We start from the raw sequence: 16,276 nt of genomic DNA on the forward strand, positions 1-16,276 counted from the left end.
CCTTTAAAACGAGTGAATTAAGATGCGTACCCGTTCACCCCAGTCAGTTGCTCTCGCTGCAGGCCTTGCCGCCATGGCGCTCGGATTCTTCTCCAGCGCCGGTGCGCAGGACCAGGTCTCCAGCCCGGATGCAAAGCGTCTGTCCACGGCGGTGTTTGCAGGTGGCTGCTTCTGGTGCGTGGAAGCGGACTTCGACAAGGTGGACGGCGTCGTCTCGACCATCTCCGGCTATACGGGCGGCACGGTGGTGAACCCGACCTACCAGCAGGTCTCGCACGAGAAGACGGGCCACTATGAGGCCGTCAAAGTCACGTATGATCCGGACAAGGTCAGCTATGACTCGCTGGTGGACTATTACTTCCACCACATCGACCCGACCGATGCGAAGGGCCAGTTCTGCGACAAGGGCGACAGCTACCGCTCCGCCGTGTTCGTCTCGAATGCCGACCAGCGCGAAGTCGCTGAAGCCGAAGTCGACATGATCAATGCATCCGGCGTACTCGGCACCCCGGTGGTGACGCAGATCCTCGACGCCAGCACGTTCTGGCCGGCCGAGGACTATCACCAGGACTATTACAAGAAGAACCCGCTGAAATACCGCTACTACCGCACAGCCTGCGGCCGCGATGCGCGGGTGAAGAAAGTCTGGGCTGACGCCTCAACCGGTCACTGATCGGCAAGTTCTTCCGGTTTTGCAGGACAGGGCACGGGCGGAAATTCCGTCTGGCCCTCGAACTGCGCTTCCCATTCCGCATCATGGACCTGCGGCTTGAAGCCTGACGCCACATAGAGAATGAATGTGCGCGATAGCGGACAGCCATTGCTGCGCTTGCCCAGCGGCACGGAGATTTCTCCGGCCGGCTCAAAGGTTTCAAACTCGCTGCGCAGCATCGGCCGCATACCGGGGTGGATCGACACGATGAGCACGCGCTCGTCCAGCGGTGCGGCGACCGGCTGGGATTCCGAGAAGCTTTTCGGCACGCCATAGCGCCGCCAGGAGAGCAGCGGCACGGTGCGGTCACGGCCGTAATAATCTAGCCCGTGCCAGACTTCACGCTCATCCACCAGGACGGACGTCGCCCCAACCGACCGGGCAATGCCGAACACATCCTTGGCGGCCTGATCCCAGCCTCGTGTCCGCTTCAACGCATTGTCCAGGCCAAGCGCGGTCGAGGACTGCAGCGGCAGCAGGGAAATGACGGCAAAGCTGAGTGCGAGGACGCCGTGAAGGCCGATGCTGAACCAGAGCAGGCCCGATGGGCGGTATTTCACCAGAACTGCAAACAGGAGCAGCCCGCCGCCAACCAGAAGGCCAAGGCCGAGCCGGACCCAGACGCCGAGGTCCGGCGCGAACTGGAGCGCCACGAAGGTGAAGCCCGCGATAATGAACCAGAGATTCCGGTTGGCACGCGCCCGCACCAGCCAGGCGGCAACCAGTACGCTGGCGGCGGGGTAGGCCGTGGCTGCCCAGTTTGCGTTGGCGCGGGACAGAACCGCCTGTCCGAGGATGATGATGAGCACCGGCAGGATGAAGCAGAGCAGCCAGCGGTCGCGGCCCATGATGCCTTCATCCTGGGACCGGACGGCGAACAGGCCGAAAACAAGGGCGAGGAAGCTGACCGGACCGAACACGCCGAACTGGTCGACCAGGAAGGTCAACGCGTTTTCGGGGTTGATCAGGTCGCCGCCCAGATTGGCATTGTCGACCGTGTGGCTGACCGTCTTGAAGTCGTGCGCGGCGTTCCAGGCGATGTGCGGGGCGAAGACAAGTGCGGCGAGTGCCAGCACCACAAGACCATGACGGGAGATCAGCGCCCGGCGGCTGTCCCGATCGATCAGCAAGGTCAGGACGATGCCGATCAGGAAGTAGATCATCGCATATTTCGACAGAAGGCCCGCGCCGATTGCGAGGCCGAGCCCGGTGGCGCTGATCCAGCCACCTTCACCTGCGCGCAGGCGCCAGAAACACAAGAGGGCCGCGCACCAGAAGGGCATCAGCACGCCATCTGTGGAAATGACGGCAGAGGAGAGGATCACGGCCGGCATCAGCGCATAGCCGAGCGCGGCCAGCATGCCTGTGCGTCCGCCATACGTGTCGCGTCCGAGGTGGAACAGGAAGATCGCGCCCGCCGTGTGCAGGAAAGGGGCGGGCAGGCGGACAGCCCATTCCGCATTGCCGAAGACGGCCGTGACGGCATGGATCAGCCAGGCGATCATGGGGGGCTTGGAGTAGTAGCCCCAGTCGAGCGTTTCACCCCAGCGCCAGTATTGGGCCTCATCGGCATAGAGGTTCAGCGGGGTGACGGCGAGCAGCAGGACACGTAGCGCCAGGAGAATCATCAGCGCCAGATAGGTTGTACGGCGCCAGTCCGTCGTCGATTCGCCGGGGGATTCGGTCATTTGCCTCAGGCCTTTCGGAAGAGAGGCCGGTTATGCGATGCGGCGGAGACAGAATATACCCCAAAATGCACGTTTTCAGGTGAAGTTCAGGTGAGTCGATTATTGCGACCGTGTCATTTTTGCATCGCACCATCGCCTTCGACACGAATCCGTGGCGCATGTGTTTAACCTTCAAAATCTTGTCACTAATCTGTCATCTGGAGTCGGTATGCGACCCCAAACCGGAAGGTGTGCAAGGGCACCGGCCGGGGATCTCTCGGACAGGGGAAAATCATGATCAACTGGAATAACTTCGCTCGCGGAGCCGCCGTTTCGGCGATCGCGATCACAGCGGCGGGCATCGCATCGGCACAGGTTACCACCTCGTCGATCCGCGGTTCGGTCGTTGACGAAACCGGCGCGCCGGTTTCCGGCGCCACCGTCACCGTTCTTCACGTGCCGTCGGGCACCGTATCCACAACATCGACCAATGCCGGCGGGACTTTCTCGGCACGTGGTCTGCGTGTTGGTGGCCCTTACTCGGTTTCTGTCACGGGTTCCGGCATCCAGCCGATCTCGGTGACCGAGATCTATACCGATCTCGACCAGCCTTATGACCTCGACCTTTCGGTCGAAGAAGCCCGTACCCTCGACACGGTGGTCGTCACGGCCAGCCAGCTGCAAACCGGCTTTAGCAACGAAGGTCTGATGACCTCGCTCGGTATCGAAGCGCTGAACCAAGTCGTCTCGATCGATCGTGACATTACCGACGCTGCTGAACTCGATCCGTTCGCAAGCGTCAACGTTCAATCGGGTGGCGGAAAAGAGCTCAGCATCGCTGGCGCAAACAACCGTTTCAACTCGCTGACGATCGACGGTGTGGCTCTGAACGACCGTTTTGGCCTGAATGCCAACGGCTATCCGACGCAGCGTTCGCCGATCTCCTACGATGCCATCGAGTCTCTCTCGGTCCAGACGGCTCCGTTCGATGTGGAATATAATGGCTTCACCGGTGGTACGATCAACGCCGTCACCAAATCCGGTACGAACGAATTCCACGGCTCGGCGTTCTACTACAAGACCGATGACTCCATGGCTGGAGACGAAATCGGCGATCGCCAGGTTGACCAGACCTTTGATGAGAAAACCTATGGCTTCACGCTGGGTGGTCCGATCATCAAGGACAAGCTCTTCTTCTTCGGTTCGTACGACAAGTACGAAGAAACGGCTTCCACTCAGACCGGTATCATCGGATCGGGCGCTGTGAACGAGCGTGATGTCACGCAGGCCGAAGCTGACCGTATTGCTCAGGCTGTCATGAACAACTGGGGCTTCGATGTCGGCGGTTTCGACAAATCTCCGGTTACCGATGAAAAGTACCTCGCCAGCATCGACTGGAACATCAACGAAAACCATCGTGCGAAGTTCACCTACCTGAAGACCGAAGGCTCGAGCATTGCCGAGCAAAATGGTAACAACTTCCTGCAGGGTGCAGACGTTGCCTTCTCGTCTTCCTGGTACAATCGTTCCGAGACGGTCGAATCCTTCATTGGGCACCTGTTCTCTGACTGGACCCCGAACTTTTCGACTGAGTTCAAAATCGCGAAAACCACGCAGGCAACGGGCCAGGACAGCCTCAACGGTGCTGAATTCTTCCTGGGCTCTGTCCCGGTTGCGTCCGGCGATGTCATCGCGTTCGGTCCGGACCGTTTCCGGCACGGCAACGAACTGGATCAGGAATTCCTGACCCTCAAGGCAACCGGCCAGTATCTCTACGGGGATCACTCCTTCAAGTTCGGTTATGAGCGTGAGGAAGTCGACGTAGACAACCTGTTCGCCCAGAACTCTGAAGGCACCTATGCCTTTGACTCCATTGATGACCTGGAAGCCGGCATTGCAAGCGCACTGCTTTATGACAACGCCATCACCAATAATGAGAACGATCTGCGTGCCATCTGGGGTTACAATTACAACTCCATGTACGGGCAGGACTCCTGGGATGTTCTGGCCAATCTGAACGTGACCTATGGTCTGCGTTACGACTGGTATGAATCAAAAGGCGACATTCGCCCGAACATGAACTTCTTCAGCCGTTACGGCTACTACAACACCGAAACGATTGACGGTCTCGATGTTGTGCTGCCGCGCGTCTCGTTCAAATGGGAAGCAACGGACGACATCACGGTTCGTGGTGGCATTGGCCGCTTCTCCGGTGGCTCCCCGAGCGTTTGGATTTCGAACAGCTACTCCAATGACGGTGTGACGAATGACGGCGTCTTCCTGGGTGGCCCGATTGCCGTTCCGACGACTCCGGATCCGGTTTACGGTCAGTGGATCCCGCAGGCTGCACTTGACGACCTGTCCGGTCAGTCCCCGGACGGTTCGGTCAACGCACTCGACCGGTCGTTCGACATCCCCACCACCTATAAGGTGAACCTGGGTGTCGCATACAATGTCGACATTCCATACCTGGGCGATGACTGGCTGTTCTCTGCCGACGTTCTCTACAACCGGCTGGAAAACACGCCTTACTGGTACGATGCACGTTGCGTCTCCCCGGTCAGCGCCGCGCCGGATGGCCGTCCTGTCTATGACTGCGCAACGAGCTCCGATCCGCAGTCCATTGTTGTCGGTAGCGTAAACAAAGGTTACTCGACCTTGTTTGCTCTCTCGGCCAGCAAGAACTGGGATACGAACTTTGGTGATTTCGATCTGTTCACCAGCTACACCCACGCAGACGTGAAAGATATTGGCGGCGGTACGTCCTCGACGGCAAGCTCCAACTACTCTGACTCTGCACGCTGGAGCTATCAGGTTCCGACGACCGGCACGTCCAACTTCCAGGTTGAACATATGTTCAAGCTGCGTGCCGACTGGGAAAAGGCGTTCTTCGGCGACTACGCCACGAAGGTTTCGCTGTTTGCAACCCGTCGTTCGGGCCAGCCTTACAGCTACACCTTCAACGAGAACAATGCTCCGGTGTTTGGCCAGCAGGAAAGCAGCGTGGATGATGCAGGTAACCTGCTCTACGTGCCGACTGACATGAACGACCCGCTGTTCGCGGCAACCTCGTTCGGCGGTGACGCAACCGCCCAGCAAGCCTTCTTCGACTATATCAATGGTTCGGAACTGGCTCAGTACAAGGGTGGCATCACCGAGCGCAACGGCGACAACTCGCGTTGGTCGACCATCGTGGACCTGCGTCTCCAGCAGGAGCTGCCGGGTGTGATGAAGAATCACAAAACCTACCTCTTCGTCGATATGGAGAACGTGGGTAACTTCCTGAACAGCGACTGGGGCCGCATCAGCCGTACCCGCTACGAGTATGAGCGCGCAGTGGTCTCTGCACGGATCGTCGACGGCCAGTATGAGTACTTCAATCTGCAGTCCGACAGCCGGATCAAGAACGAAGAAGATCTGAATCAGTCCCTGTGGCAGGTTCAGCTCGGTATCCGTTACGAATTCTGATCTCGGGAATTTTGACTTCCGGGAAGGGCGGCTCCGTGTGGGCCGCCCTTTTCCTTTTCTGATAGCTGTGGCATGGCGCGCGCGATGAGTGAGAACAAACCTTTCCTTCCGCCCGAATGGGCTCAGCAGGCTGCCCTCTGGTGCGGCTGGCCGCATCTTGCCGAAGAGTGGGGCGGCATCCTCGAAGGCCCGCGCGAGCAGATCGCCGCGTTCATCCGCGCGGCGGCGGAACACCTGCCTGTACGAGTGGCGGCCGGATCAGTCGAAGCTCTGGCCTCTGCCACGGTTGCTGTCGGTGATGTCGCGAAAGTTGTCGAAGTCCCTGCCGGGGATATCTGGCTGCGCGATACCGGCCCCATCGTGACGGGGCAGGGCATGACGCGCGAGGCGCAGACCTTCCGCTTCAATGGCTGGGGCGGCAAATACCTGATGCCTGGCGACACCGAGACCGCAGGCGCAGTTGCTGCATTCGAAACACTGCAGGCAAATCCGCACGACATCGTGCTGGAAGGCGGCGCGATCGATGCGGACGGCACGGGCCGGCTGCTCACCACGCGCCAGTGCCTGTTGAACCCGAACCGCAATCCGGACCTCACCGCCGACGAGATCGAGACCCGCATCTGTGCTGCGCTGGGGATCGAGGAGATGATCTGGCTGGGCGATGGCCTGCTGAACGATCACACCGACGGCCATGTCGACAATATCGCCCGCTTTATCGGGCCGGGTCATGCGCTCTGCCAGATGCCGTCCGGCGCGGACGACCCGAACACGGATGTCCTGCTGGAGATCGAAGCGACGCTGCGCGATGCCGGGCTGGACGTGACGACCATTCCATCGCCGGGCCTGATCCAGGGCGAGGATGGCGAGCCGATCCCGGCCAGCCACATGAACTTCACCATCACCAATGGTGCCGTGCTGGTGCCGGTCTATGAGGACCATTACAGTCTCGTCGCGCTGTCGGAGATGCGGGTCCTGTTCCCGGGCCGGAAGATCATCGGCCTGCCGGCTGGACATATTCTGGGTGGGGGCGGAAGCTTCCACTGCATGACCCGCGAAATTCCCGCCTGATCCGGAGGATCCGAAGATGAGCCGCAATATTACCGTCGCCAGCATTCAGTTCACGCCGAGCGATGACATGCAGGAAAATATCGACCGTGTGGCAGGCTTCATCCGCGAGGCCGCCGGGCAGGGCGCTGATGTCGTGCTGCCGCCGGAGCTCTTCTGCGGCTATTATTTCTGCAAGACGCAGGAGGAGCATCACTTCGCCCGCGCGCTGCCCTGGCAGGATCATCCGGCCGTGGTCCAGCTGGCGGAGCTCGCTGCTGAACTCGATGTCGTCATCCCGGTCTCGATCTATGAGAAGGACGGCCCGCACTATTACAATTCACTGGTCATGATCGATGCCGACGGCACGCCGCTCGGCATCTACCGCAAGAGCCATATTCCGGACGGCCCCGGCTACCAGGAAAAATACTATTTCCGGCCGGGCGATACGGGCTTCCGCACCTGGCAGACCATGAAGGGCAATATCGGCGTCGGCATCTGCTGGGACCAGTGGTTCCCGGAAGCCGCACGCGCCATGGCCCTGATGGGCGCGGACATTCTGATGTACCCGACCGCCATCGGCGCCGAGCCGCATGATGCCAGCCTCGATACGGCTGCGCGCTGGCGCCGGGTGATGCAGGGCCACTCCGTGGCAAACGTTATCCCGGTCGTGGCGGCGAACCGTGTGGGCGATGAGGAAGGCCAGGTCTTCTACGGCACCAGCTTCATCACCGACCATGTCGGCGAAGTCGTCACCGATTTCGGCCGCAGCGAAGAAGGCGTGCTGGTTGCGAGCTTCGATCTGGACGTGGTGGACCGGGACCGCGCAGCCTGGGGCTTCTTCCGCGACCGCCGGACAGATCTCTACGACATTCTGGTCTGACGTTCGGGTCAGCTGCCGCCGGGCACGCCGCGTGAAGGCCGCTCGCTTTCCGGCGGGGCCGGATGTGAGGCGCGTTCCGGTTTTGGCTTTGGCGCCTTCAGCGAAGCGATGACGATCACATCGCTCGTCTCTTCAACATAGTGTTCAGCCAGTTCCGCGATCACAGTCTCGAACTCTTCCGGACTGACGCGCCGGTCGAGGTTCGGGTCGAAGCGGACAGGGTTTGCCAGCGTGTCATCGCGCGTCGGCAGGCTTTCAGCCCATTTGATCTGTTCGAATGCCGTCAGGTGCCCGTCGCCATTGGCATCCGCCTTGGCAAAAGCTGCGGCCGTGCCGGCTTCGAGTTCGGTGCGCGTGATGCGGCCATCACCGTTCATGTCGAAGCTCAGGAACAAACCACCGCCAGCGACCAGGCGGTCTGGCGTGCCATCGGGCTTGCGGACTTCGCGTTTGGTAAATCCCTGACCCGGAAGTCGAACGATATCGTCATCGGCCTGTTGCGCAGACGCCGGGATGGCAGATGCCATCAGGAGGGCGCCAGCCAGCGCAATAGAGCGAAAAATCATGGGATTTACTCCACTAACAGGCGGCCAGACTAAGCGAGTGTTGTGTTTATGCAACATATGGTTTCAGTTATATTACGGGTAATTGGTCCGGGCATTAGCACTCCGTTAACGCGCCCTTAACGCTCGGGGGGCAATTCGTTAACCGTTTCATCGGTCGTTATCGCGGCCGATTCGGGCTTTTGGATGACGCGGCATGGCACTTACAGCGGATCAGGTTCCGATCATTATGGCCGCCGGCGCGGCGGCGCTCGGCCTCGCCGCACTGCTCTGGGCTCTGCGGGTATCGGACGGCGCGCGTGGCGCAGCCCGTAAATACCGGGACCGGTCAGCTGAGCTGGAAACCACGCTCGCGGCTCACCGCTCGATTCTCGGCGCCCATCCGGGCGTCATCCTCGTCTGGCAGGGCGAAGCGCTGGAAGCTGAGGGCGACGATATCATCCCGCCCGAAATGTACGGCTCTCCTGTCGCACTGGCGGGTCTGCTGAGCTTCACCGACGATGCCATCTCGCCGGACCCGGCCGTGCGCATCATCGAAGGCCTTGCTGATCTCGAAGCCCGCGACAGCGCCGGACATGACACAACGCTGCGCATCCGCCTGCGTGAGTTGCGCGAGACCGGGCAGGCTTTCTCGCTCACCATCATCGGCCCGTCAGGCCGCTTCCTCGAGGCTGACGGCCGCACCGCCGGTGCCCGCGCCGTGGTCTGGGTCAGCGATGCCACCATCAAAGGGCTGGAAGAAAGTTCTGCCCGCGGCAAGCTGGAAGAAGCCCGGCAGGTCATTGCGCGCGACCCGACCGCTTTCCTCGACATGCTGGGCAAGGCGCCGTTCCCCGCCTGGCGCATGTCGGGCATGGGCAAGCTGCAATGGGTGAACCCTGCCTATATCGAGGCCGTCGACGGCACGAACCTCGACCGTGTTCTGGACCGCCAGCTGATGCTGGACCAGGCGACCGCCGATCAGGCCCGCAAGACGATCAGCGAAGGCATCGATATCGACGAGACCCGCCACATCACCATTAATGGCGCGCGCCGCGCGATGCGTATCCTGACTTTCCCGCTGTCGGGCGGGGCAGGGGCGATGGCGCTGGATGTCACCGCGCAGGAAGATGCGCGTGAGGAACTGAACCGCCACGTCCGCGCCCATGACGAGACGCTGAACCATGTTGCAGACGCCGTTGCCATCTTTGGGGCCGACCGGAAGCTGACCTTCTACAACAAGGCCTTCCGTGACATGTGGGATCTTGATGAGAGCTTCCTGCTGGATCGCCCCGGTCATGGCCAGCTGTTGGACCGTCTGCGCGAGCGCCGCAAACTGCCGGCACGTGCCAACTATGCCGAATGGCGGGCCGAGGAGCTCTCCTACTATCTCGACATCGACGGGGTGAAGGAAGACACTTGGTCGCTGCCGGACGAGCGGACCTTGTCCGTGACGCGCCAGCGCCACCCGATGGGCGGCCTGCTCCTTCTGTTCAAGGACATTACGGGCGAGCTGGAACTGCAGACGCAGTTCAACGCCATCGTGAAGACGCAGAGCTCCACGCTCGACAATCTCCACGAAGCGGTTGCCGTGTTCGGCGGTGACGGGCGCATGAAGCTGCACAACAATGCCTTCGGACGCCTTTGGAGCCTCAGTGACGACATGCTGAAGGACCAGCCGGATTATGACGATGTGGTGGAGGAGTGCATTCCGCTGTTCCACGACACGGAAATCTGGGCGGCGATGAAGAGCCACATCACCGATCCGTCCGCCAAGGCACGCCAGTCCACCACAGGCGAGATGCGCCGGTCCGACGGGTCGATCCTGACCTACCTGACCCATCCGCTGCCGGACGGAAACACGCTGATCGCCTTTGCCGATGTGACAGCGACCCGCCGTGTCGAGTCCGCCCTGCGCGAACGGGCCGAGGCCTTCGAAGCGGCAGACCGCCTGAAAACCGAATTCGTGCGCAACGTCTCCTATCAGCTGCGCTCTCCTCTTACGGTGATCTTCGGTTATGCCGAACTTCTGGAGACACAGCGCAATGGCGATCTGACCGAACGCCAGAAGGACTATGTCAGCGCGATCCTGTCTGCTTCGGACCACCTGTCCAAGCTGATCGAGAACATTCTCGACCTCGCCATGATCGAAGCTGGCCGCATGGATCTCGACCTCGAAGATGTGGACCTCGCCAGCGTCATCGAGGAAAGCATCGAGATGGTTGTCTCGAAGGCCGAGGATACGCAGATTGCGGTCCGGTCGGACATCACAGGTCAACTGGGCCTGATCCGCGCCGACGAGCGCCGTATCCGCCAGATCCTGTTTAACCTGGTTTCGAATTCGCTGCGCTTCACCGATTCCGGCGGCGAGATCGTCATCTCGGCTCAGCGCATGGGCGACATGGTGACGTTCTCTGTGCGCGACAATGGCCGCGGCCTTGAGGCCGACAAGCGCGCGACAAGCTTCGACAGCTTTGTGTCAGGAGACCAACGTGGCGCGGGCCTTGGCCTTGCGCTGGTGAAGCATTTCGTTGATCTGCATGGCGGCACGGTCGGCATGAAGCCGGTCGATGGCGGCGGGCTGGAAGTCACCTGCTGGCTGCCGGCACAGGCCATGCGTGCCGTCAGTGCGCAGCGTGAACTGCTTCTCTCGGAGAACGTCGTTCCGTCCTGAAGCGAAACTACAGGTGCGATCTAGCGGGCGTCGGCGTTTAGCTTGCTGACGCGCTCCGGATCCTGACCACGCGTTTCCGCTTCCATCCGGACCGGCACTTCCGGGGCTTCGTCATAGCGCAGGAGCGCCGGTTTCGAGACGAGCAGGTCCGATCCGTCTTTCTCTGTCACGACAATTGTTTCCATGACGGCCGGGGCATCTTCTGCCTTCGGCAGAAAGTCTGCTTCCAGACGGCCGCGCAGCGAGCTGCCTTCAGCTGCGAAGACGGGCAGGGCAACACTGGCAGCAGCAAGTGTGGCGGCGATATAGCGAATGGCGGACATGGCACAACTCCCGGGGAAATCTGAGATTCGCCCCGGGAGATGCAGGTATCGTGCCAAATACGCCTATTTGGCGAATTTCAGTAGGAAGCGGTCGGTCTTGCGCCGGACAGTCGGGTCGAACACCTGCACGGTGCCGTCATCGTCCGGATTGGCGAGCAGGTCGCTTTCATCCGCCAGCGTCAGGCCATGATTTGCGGCCAGTTCGATGATGACGGCCTTGTCGATCCGGTGGGTTTCGCCGCCTGTTGTCGGCGGTGAGCCGGCCGGTGCCATGTGGTCCAGCACAACCAGGTGACCGCCTGGCTTCAGCACGCGGGCGATCTCGTCGAACGTCATGTCAGGATCGCCGAGCACGCCTTCCGGCTCGCCTTTGGGTGTGTACCAAAGCTCGTGCGGGCCCAGGAACCAGGTCACGAGATCGGCGTCCGCATCCGGTACATTCGAGAGATTGTCGAACGCGCTTTCCACGATCTGCACGTTCAGGAGCCGGCCATCGACCCGTTTCGAGACGGAATCTCCGAGGAAGGCTTTGAAGGAGGGCGGGTTCTGCATGTAGACCTTGCCGTCCGGACCGGCGACGCGGGAGAACAGCTCCGTATAAAAGCCATCGCCTGCTTCCATCTCCACGACGGTCATGCCGGGCATGATACCGGAGAAGGCAAGCATCTCGGCAGACTTCCGTACCGGATACATTTCATAGTCCTGCTCTGGGCGGTCATCCTGGCCGAACACGCTTTCATAGTCGAACCCGCCGGCAGCGACTTTCTCCGCCGGGGCCTCATCTGCTTCCGGGGCTATGGGGGCAGCCACGGGCGCTTCCGGTGCCGGTTCCGCGGCGGGCGTGGCGCAAGCGGCCAGCAGGGCACCGGCCAGGCTGAGTAGTGCAATCTGTTTCATGTTCCTGTCCTCCTCAGGACGATCCGGTATAGGATCAGGCTTCGGTCAGCATCTTCTCGCTCATTTCCCACAGGCGTTCGGCCCGTTCGTCATCGCAGGCCCATGGTTGGACATGCTCCCAACGTTCACTGGATTCGTTGGCGAGCTGGGCAATGTCGCAGTCCTCGCAATAGACGCCGCCGCGGTTTGCCAACTGGGGAGAGGTTGCCGCCCAAACCGAGGTGGACGCACCTTGTTCCGGTGTCTTGAACCGCTCCAGCACCATGGGCGGGATCGTCCCGTCCGGCGCCTTCCAGCCGAGCGCGACCATTTCTTCTTCCGGCAGGTGACGCTGCAGCGGCGTGAAAATGCCGCCCGGATGGACTGAGAAAGCGCGGATGCCGATGTCGCGCCCGCGCCGGTCGACGCCAAGGGCAAACAGGGCATCGGCGGTTTTCGCCTGTCCGTATGCCTCCCATTTGTCATACGTCCGCTCATTGTAGTTCGGGTCATCCCAGATGATGTCAGATCGGGCGTGGCCGATGGACGAGAGTGCAACCAGACGAGCATTCTCCGTGCGCTGCATCGCCGGGGCGAGGGCAAGGCTCATCGCCATGTGGCCAAGATGATTGATGCCGAACTGGCTTTCCCAGCCCGGGCCAACCCGCGCCAGCGGGCAGGCCATGGTGCCGGCATTGTTGATCAGGATATCGAGGCCTCGTCCGGTTTCGTCATACTCGCGGGTAAATTTCTCGACGCTGGCAAGATCGGCGAGGTCCATGGCCGCGATCTCAATATCACCGGCGACATCTGCCAGCGCGGCTTCGGCCGTATCCAGACGCCGGGCTGGCACAGTCACTCGGGCCCCTGCGGAGGCCAGCGCGCGTACGGTTTCGAGGCCAATGCCGGAATAGCCGCCCGTCACGACGGCGTTCTTGCCGGTCAGGTCGATCCCCTGGATCACCTCGGCGGCAGTCGATTTGTCATGGAATCCCGATCCGATCGGGGCCTGGTCTTCTGCAGCCATCCGGATATCTCCCTTTTCTCCGATCGCGCTTTGAGTGCCGGATACTGCCCCTCAGGCGGGAAAGGGACAAGTGCGGGTTAAGAAAGCTTAAGCTGGCAATGCCTTGGTGACGCCACTGTCCGGTCCCTATATCAGAGGCGGAACAAAGACTTAGGAAGGGTAGACCCCATGTTACGCTCCCCTCTGATTGCTGCGGCGCTGGCCTGTTGCGCCATCGCCTTGCCCGCTTCGGCCCAGTATGGACGGGTCGAGAAATCCAGGGCCGAGATCGCGCTGGAAAATGCGAAGACCGATTTCGCCAAACAAAAGGCCGCGCGCCAGGAAGCCAATAAGGCCTGTGCCGCCCGCGACTATGAGGCCTGCCTGACGGCGGGCGACTCCTACCGGAAAGGAACTGGCGGCGCACAGGACTATGGTCTTGCCAACAAGGCCTTCAAGCGCGCTTGCGATGGCAAGAATGGAAAGGGCTGTGCTTCGCTCGCCTATCTCACCATGACGGGACGCGGAATGGATGCCGATCCGGTGAAGGCCCGGGGCCTCTACAAAAAGTCCTGTGACCTCGGCGAAGTCAGCGGCTGTGCCGGTTATGGCAATATGCTGTTCACCGGAACGGGCGGCTCCAAGAACGTTCCGGAAGGCACGCGTGTGCTGCAGGACTCCTGCAATCGCGACTACAAATGGGCCTGCGACCGGCTTGATGAGCTGGGCGCGTATGATCCCGATTCAGTGGCCTATGAACGCCTGAAGGACATGCGCGGCGGCTGATCCGCTACGCTACCTGATTTAGCTGCGGGCCGGACCCGGAGACAGGAACGAGGCGGGCGGCGACATGGGTGCAGCCGGACGCGTTTCCCCAACTGGCGGCGTCACCGGAGCGATTGGCTGAGTGACAGCCTGGACAGGTTCACGCGCGGCCTCGGGTGCCGGCTTTGGATCAGATTGCGGTTCTGGCGGGCCCAGACGGTCCGGCAGGTCTGCGGCAATCAGCAGGTTCGCCGTCAGCATGGACCCCTGGTCGACGCGGACAGACCGGGCGGCGACATCGCCGGCGACCTTGGCACCCGACCAGATCTCGATCGACTCGGTCGCGAGGACTGTGCCTTCCAGTTCGCCATGCACAATGATGACCGGCGCTTCGATCCGGCCTTCGACCCGGCCGTCACGCTCGATCACCAGCATGCTTTCGCAGCGGACATTGCCCTTGATCACGCCGGAAACGACGAGTTGGGACGGAAAATAAAGATCGCCTTCGAGGCGCGTGTCCTTGAGAATCAGATTTGCCGGTTCTCCGCCGCGCATTTTTTCTGCAGGTGTCATAGCCGCTAAGCCCTTATCTTGCACTTCGGCGGTTCTATGCAGGGTTTATGCCTCGGCATTATAATATTTTGTATTTATTGTGTTTTCTGTCTTATTGAGTGCTGGATGTCGGGATTGCCCCGAATTGACCCCGGCTGGGCCTCAAGACTGCCGGGGCGGGGGAGTTGGATCGAGACATGCGCATCACGGCACTGATAGCAACGTGTTTGATGGGCGTGGCGGCCTGCGCTCAGCCAGCCCCGCCTGCGTCAGACCCAACGCCCGACGGGCCCTTTGCGCCCGGAAATGAGGGGATCGATCTCTCCCACCACAATGGACGGGTGAACTGGGAAGCCCTGGGAAGTGCGCCCATAGATTTCGTCTACCTGAAAGCCACCGAGGGACGGGACTGGAAGGATAGCCGTTTCCAAGAGAATTGGCTGGAGGCGAGCCAGCGCGGCTGGCATGTCGGCGCCTATCATTTTTACCTTCTTTGCCGGAACGGGGCGGCGCAGGCCGAAAACTTCATCCAGTCGGTTGAAGTGCGGGAAGGGACGCTGCCCCCGGCCGTAGACCTCGAATATGCGCACAACTGCACGCCGGACGGCCCGAAAGAGGCGGTGCTGGCGGAAATCGGGGATTTCCTGGATGCGCTGGAGGCTGAATACGGCGCGCCACCTGTGCTCTATACGACACCGGAATTTCACCGCGACTGGCTCGCTGGCCGTTTCCCCGACAACCCGGTCTGGATGCGCAGCCTGTCCGATCCGCCTGAGGGCGAAGTGCTCATCTGGCAGTATTCGATGAAAGGCCGGGTGTCCGGTATTGAGGGTTTCGTGGACCTCAACCGCATTCCGGCAGACGATTAAAGCTCCAGTTCTCGTGCGAGCCGGGTGAGGCCTTGTTCCGGGGTGATCCGGGGCTGCAGCGTGGCCGGTATTTCGGCCGGATCCACAGCCGCCTTGTCGAGATCCACCCGGGCCAGCTGCGCCGGGCTGAGCGGCAGTTTCAGACCGACACCGGACAGGAGGGACACCAGCGCGCGTATGGGACCGAGCGGGACGGGAATATCGATCCCTCCACGACCAGATGCGCTGCGGGCCATCGCGATCAGGTCACGGTGAGGCAGGGTCTGCGGTCCGCCCACGGCGAGAATGCCGGCCGCATTCCATTCATTCGACACCAGCGCGGCGGCGAGGCGGGCGAGGTCTTCGACATGGATCGGCTGCTGGCTGGCCGCGCCGGATCCGAGACGTGGAAAAACCGGCAGGCGTGCGAGCATCCGCAACAGGCGCGAAAGGTTTCCATCCCCCGGATAGCCATAGATCATGGTCGGACGAAGGATCGCCCAGCCGGGCGCGCTTTGCAGCACCTCGGCCTCTGCCGCGCGCAATCGATCATACACCGGATCTTCGCCCACAATCGCAACATTGTTCGAGGAGAAGACGACGCCTCGTTCCACGCCGCCCTCACAAAAGGCATGTGCGGCCGGGCCGGAGATAGACAGGATTGGCGTGAGGACGACGCCAGAAACATCCGGCGCGAGTGCGCGGACGGCGGCGAGGTCTGTCAGGTCCAGTGGGGCGAGTTCGATGCCGGCGACATGCAGCCGGGCGTCGAGTTCCGCATCGGGATGGCGCCGCGTCGCGACGACCTTCAGCCCGCGGGCGGCAAGGTCCAGCGCGATCAACGCCCCCAACGGGCGGTTCGCTCCAGCGACGAGAAAGGGGCCAGTAGAGGTCACGCCCCCGCTCTAACAGCGTT

Annotated in this window: 14 protein-coding genes; 7 read left to right on the forward strand and 7 right to left on the reverse strand. The window is 61.5% G+C overall.

Annotation, left to right across the window (positions count from 1 at the left end):
• The first annotated feature begins 22 nt into the window (after positions 1-22).
• The gene (gene msrA / locus R3C98_RS06395; protein ID WP_371313281.1) at positions 23-673 is read left to right on the forward strand and encodes a peptide-methionine (S)-S-oxide reductase MsrA; all 651 of its coding nucleotides are present in this window, start codon (positions 23-25) and stop codon (positions 671-673) included.
• Here msrA and R3C98_RS06400 read toward each other — a convergent pair.
• Positions 667-2,400 (reverse strand): ArnT family glycosyltransferase, encoded by a 1,734-nt coding sequence (locus R3C98_RS06400; protein ID WP_371313282.1) that lies wholly within the window; start codon positions 2,398-2,400, stop codon positions 667-669. The two genes, msrA and R3C98_RS06400, sit on opposite strands and share 7 nt — an antisense overlap.
• A 273-nt stretch (positions 2,401-2,673) precedes the next feature.
• Here R3C98_RS06400 and R3C98_RS06405 point away from each other — a divergent pair, with 273 nt between their 5' ends.
• The 3 genes from R3C98_RS06405 (at position 2,674) to aguB (ending at position 7,774) form a co-directional block, all read left to right on the forward strand.
• Complete coding sequence (locus R3C98_RS06405; RefSeq protein WP_371313283.1) at positions 2,674-5,847, forward strand: carboxypeptidase regulatory-like domain-containing protein; 3,174 nt, start codon at positions 2,674-2,676, stop codon at positions 5,845-5,847.
• A gap of 84 nt (positions 5,848-5,931) precedes the next feature.
• On the forward strand, positions 5,932-6,915 hold the full coding sequence (locus R3C98_RS06410; RefSeq protein ID WP_371313284.1) for an agmatine deiminase family protein: 984 nt from the start codon (positions 5,932-5,934) through the stop codon (positions 6,913-6,915).
• Positions 6,916-6,931: 16 nt separating this feature from the next.
• Positions 6,932-7,774, forward strand: a complete 843-nt coding sequence (gene aguB, locus R3C98_RS06415) for an N-carbamoylputrescine amidase (RefSeq protein ID WP_371313285.1) — start codon at positions 6,932-6,934, stop codon at positions 7,772-7,774.
• 8 nt (positions 7,775-7,782) lie between these two features.
• Here the strand turns inward: aguB and R3C98_RS06420 are convergent, their stop codons facing one another.
• Positions 7,783-8,340 (reverse strand): hypothetical protein, encoded by a 558-nt coding sequence (locus tag R3C98_RS06420; protein WP_371313286.1) that lies wholly within the window; start codon positions 8,338-8,340, stop codon positions 7,783-7,785.
• Between the two features lie 193 nt (positions 8,341-8,533).
• On the opposite strand from R3C98_RS06420, the gene R3C98_RS06425 reads away from it, so the two are divergent.
• A complete protein-coding gene (locus tag R3C98_RS06425) occupies positions 8,534-10,990 on the forward strand; it encodes an ATP-binding protein (protein WP_371313287.1) in 2,457 nt (818 codons plus the stop codon).
• 20 nt (positions 10,991-11,010) lie between these two features.
• Here the strand turns inward: R3C98_RS06425 and R3C98_RS06430 are convergent, their stop codons facing one another.
• The 3 genes from R3C98_RS06430 to R3C98_RS06440 form a co-directional block, all read right to left on the reverse strand.
• Positions 11,011-11,313 (reverse strand): hypothetical protein, encoded by a 303-nt coding sequence (locus R3C98_RS06430; protein ID WP_371313288.1) that lies wholly within the window; start codon positions 11,311-11,313, stop codon positions 11,011-11,013.
• 63 nt (positions 11,314-11,376) lie between these two features.
• Positions 11,377-12,210, reverse strand: coding sequence for a methyltransferase domain-containing protein (locus R3C98_RS06435; RefSeq protein WP_371313289.1), 834 nt, complete (start codon positions 12,208-12,210; stop codon positions 11,377-11,379).
• Between the two features lie 34 nt (positions 12,211-12,244).
• A complete protein-coding gene (locus R3C98_RS06440; RefSeq protein WP_371313290.1) occupies positions 12,245-13,216 on the reverse strand; it encodes an oxidoreductase in 972 nt (323 codons plus the stop codon).
• A gap of 168 nt (positions 13,217-13,384) precedes the next feature.
• Between R3C98_RS06440 and R3C98_RS06445 the strand changes: the two genes are divergently transcribed.
• A complete protein-coding gene (locus R3C98_RS06445) occupies positions 13,385-13,981 on the forward strand; it encodes a tetratricopeptide repeat protein (RefSeq protein ID WP_371313291.1) in 597 nt (198 codons plus the stop codon).
• Between the two features lie 18 nt (positions 13,982-13,999).
• Here R3C98_RS06445 and R3C98_RS06450 read toward each other — a convergent pair whose 3' ends face one another.
• Positions 14,000-14,515: a polymer-forming cytoskeletal protein gene (locus tag R3C98_RS06450; RefSeq protein ID WP_371313292.1), complete on the reverse strand. Its 516-nt coding sequence runs from the start codon at positions 14,513-14,515 to the stop codon at positions 14,000-14,002.
• 194 nt (positions 14,516-14,709) lie between these two features.
• On the opposite strand from R3C98_RS06450, the gene R3C98_RS06455 reads away from it, so the two are divergent.
• On the forward strand, positions 14,710-15,381 hold the full coding sequence (locus tag R3C98_RS06455) for a GH25 family lysozyme (RefSeq protein WP_371313293.1): 672 nt from the start codon (positions 14,710-14,712) through the stop codon (positions 15,379-15,381).
• On the opposite strand, the gene R3C98_RS06460 is transcribed toward R3C98_RS06455, so the two are convergent.
• A complete protein-coding gene (locus tag R3C98_RS06460) occupies positions 15,378-16,256 on the reverse strand; it encodes a hypothetical protein (protein ID WP_371313294.1) in 879 nt (292 codons plus the stop codon). The two genes, R3C98_RS06455 and R3C98_RS06460, sit on opposite strands and share 4 nt — an antisense overlap.
• Positions 16,257-16,276 lie beyond the last annotated feature (20 nt).

It is taken from the genome of Hyphomonas sp., assembly GCF_041398465.1.
GTDB lineage: Bacteria > Pseudomonadota > Alphaproteobacteria > Caulobacterales > Hyphomonadaceae > Hyphomonas.

What these genes read in the sequence shown, in the direction of transcription:
- msrA (WP_371313281.1), top strand. Translation starts at nt 23, where the DNA reads ATGCGTACCCGTTCACCCCAGTCAGTTGCTCTCGCTGCAGGCCTTGCC.
- R3C98_RS06400 (WP_371313282.1), bottom strand. Translation starts at nt 2,400, where the DNA reads ATGACCGAATCCCCCGGCGAATCGACGACGGACTGGCGCCGTACAACC.
- R3C98_RS06405 (WP_371313283.1), top strand. Translation starts at nt 2,674, where the DNA reads ATGATCAACTGGAATAACTTCGCTCGCGGAGCCGCCGTTTCGGCGATC.
- R3C98_RS06410 (WP_371313284.1), top strand. Translation starts at nt 5,932, where the DNA reads ATGAGTGAGAACAAACCTTTCCTTCCGCCCGAATGGGCTCAGCAGGCT.
- aguB (WP_371313285.1), top strand. Translation starts at nt 6,932, where the DNA reads ATGAGCCGCAATATTACCGTCGCCAGCATTCAGTTCACGCCGAGCGAT.
- R3C98_RS06420 (WP_371313286.1), bottom strand. Translation starts at nt 8,340, where the DNA reads ATGATTTTTCGCTCTATTGCGCTGGCTGGCGCCCTCCTGATGGCATCT.
- R3C98_RS06425 (WP_371313287.1), top strand. Translation starts at nt 8,534, where the DNA reads ATGGCACTTACAGCGGATCAGGTTCCGATCATTATGGCCGCCGGCGCG.
- R3C98_RS06430 (WP_371313288.1), bottom strand. Translation starts at nt 11,313, where the DNA reads ATGTCCGCCATTCGCTATATCGCCGCCACACTTGCTGCTGCCAGTGTT.
- R3C98_RS06435 (WP_371313289.1), bottom strand. Translation starts at nt 12,210, where the DNA reads ATGAAACAGATTGCACTACTCAGCCTGGCCGGTGCCCTGCTGGCCGCT.
- R3C98_RS06440 (WP_371313290.1), bottom strand. Translation starts at nt 13,216, where the DNA reads ATGGCTGCAGAAGACCAGGCCCCGATCGGATCGGGATTCCATGACAAA.
- R3C98_RS06445 (WP_371313291.1), top strand. Translation starts at nt 13,385, where the DNA reads ATGTTACGCTCCCCTCTGATTGCTGCGGCGCTGGCCTGTTGCGCCATC.
- R3C98_RS06450 (WP_371313292.1), bottom strand. Translation starts at nt 14,515, where the DNA reads ATGCGCGGCGGAGAACCGGCAAATCTGATTCTCAAGGACACGCGCCTC.
- R3C98_RS06455 (WP_371313293.1), top strand. Translation starts at nt 14,710, where the DNA reads ATGCGCATCACGGCACTGATAGCAACGTGTTTGATGGGCGTGGCGGCC.